Here is a 2,267-nt window from a genome sequence, read left to right on the forward strand (position 1 = left end):
ACTTCTTCTTGAAGATAAAAGCGGCTTTCCCCGGAAAGCCGCGATGAACCTTTTTTTTGCCTATGATTCAGGTAATTTTTCTTCGGCTACTCCTGAGCGCAAAAAGCCCCCGAAACCGAGAGCTTTCATTACGTCAAGCTATGGAGCATTCCACGATGCCTATTAAGCTGCATCGTTTTTAATAAGCTCTCCCAATATTGCGAGATCATTACCAAGGTCAACTGAAGCACCCATTTCCGTAGTGATCCCTTCTATCACGATTGTTTGAACGTCGTCTCCACCATTGATTGGAATAGACAAAGCGATGTCTTCGCCATCGACCGACACTTCGATCATATCAAGAAGCTCGGCCATTTGAGTTTCGTCTTGTGGATCTTCAATCAGATCATTTAGGTCGATCAAATCACCAGAGCCATTGGTATAAAGCTCAAAGTCTTTAATGATGTCTGTACCATTATCGAGTGCAGAGTCTAACCAGGTGAAAATATTGTCATCGCTATCACCAATAAGCAGATCATTCCCAGAGCCCGCAAATAAAGGCTCGTTACTCGCAGCACTAGTCACGTTATATTGTTGTGGTTCTTCAATATCAACCGTCACCGTTTCGACTGTACTTTCAGCGCCATTTGAATCTACTGCGACATAGTCAAATTGAGGGTCATCGGTTACAGCTTCATTACCTTGTACGTAACGCAACTCCCAATTACCACCGGAAGATGAAAGCTCCATACCAACAATCGGATTACTTGGTGACGAGTAGCTGAACTCGTACAAGATCTGTTGGTTGCCTGTATCGCCTTCATCTTTTTGGTATTGCTCACTAGCTGTTGTCCCGTCAGCAAAGGTATAAATCACTTCAATATGTACACTGCTATTCGTATTGAACTCTCCGCCCAACCCATCTAATCCAAAATGAACAACATCAAGTGGGTTGTTGGTAAAGTCGATGATCAAGGTCTCCTGCATGTTCATACCTTTACCATCAGTATCACCAATCCCATAACCAACATGAGGCTGTTCACCTTGATACTGCTGTAGGGGTTTGTCGTTATTGTCGTCAATCGATAGCGTAATGGTATTTCCGTTAGCTAAGGTAATTAGCCTTTCGGTTGGTGATACCGCGACACCCCAATTATAGAAACCATCAACGAGATCTGGCATATCGTCTGGATCGCCACTGAAGCCCATTTCAAACATCTCTCCGGGCCCGGCAACGAAGCTAATATTGTTTGGAACAAACAACACACCGTTGTCGACGTCAGACTGCACAATTTCTCTCGTGACGCCATTTGCATCGGTATACAAAAGGCTACCGTTGGTTGGCAAACTTTCTATCCGAATATTAAGTGGAATGTCGTCATGGTCATCTTCGATATCTGAGATGTAATCAGGCATACCGCCATCTTCCGAATCGAAGAGGATTGGTATGATCGCATCCTCATCATTGACGACCGTAAAGCTGGTCGCTTCAGGCGCATCGTTGACACCATTGATTGTTATCTCGATAACATGCTCGACACCATCGATGGCGGTTACGACATATCGCTCAATAACCGTGTCATCATCATTCAAGTATTGAACCGCATCGTTATCAACGACATAACTCCATGCCCCCTCAGGAGTAATCGTTAACATCCCCAAAGCAAGTGCATAAGTAGACCCAATAGGGCTAAACACACCATTAGGTTTAAAGGCCGGCATATCGCTGGTATCGACATCAGTAATCGTTAAAGTGCCAGACACCGAGAGTTCGTTGGTATCAGGATTGACATCGACATCTTCCGTCACCTCACCCATGTCAGAGTCACCTTCGCCAACGGTGATCTCAGATGGATCATCAGCACCATTGATGGTGATGGTTACTTCACTGGTGGTCCCATCAATCGCAGTAACAGTGTAAACCTCGGTGACAAACTCATCGTCATCGAGATATTGCACGTTGTCGTTGTCTACGACATAAGTCCATTCGCCATCGTCGGTAATGGTCAACATACCTAACGCGGTATCATTGGTCGAACCTTCAGGATTAAACGTTCCGTTAGGTTGAAAAGCCGCGACATCGTTAGCATCAACATCGGTAATTGTCAGTGTTCCCGTCGCCATCAAGTCGTTGCTTTCTGGAGCGACATCGACATCTTCCGTCACCTCACCCATATCAGAGTCACCTTCACCAACGGTAATCTCGGATGGATCATCGGCACCGTTGATGGTTATGGTTACTTCACTGGTGGTTCCATCAATCGCAGTAACCGTATAAATCTCGGTGA

1 protein-coding gene is annotated in these 2,267 nt (G+C 45.3%); it reads right to left on the bottom strand.

The window, feature by feature from the left end:
- Positions 1–162: 162 nt before the first annotated feature.
- Positions 163–2,267, bottom strand: a 2,105-nt coding sequence (locus AB6F11_RS21290) for a VCBS domain-containing protein (protein WP_372163588.1), incomplete at its 5' end; no start/stop codon positions are given.

Origin of the sequence: Vibrio sp. 10N.247.311.14, from assembly GCF_041467715.1 — a bacterium.
Taxonomy (GTDB): domain Bacteria; phylum Pseudomonadota; class Gammaproteobacteria; order Enterobacterales; family Vibrionaceae; genus Vibrio; species Vibrio crassostreae_C.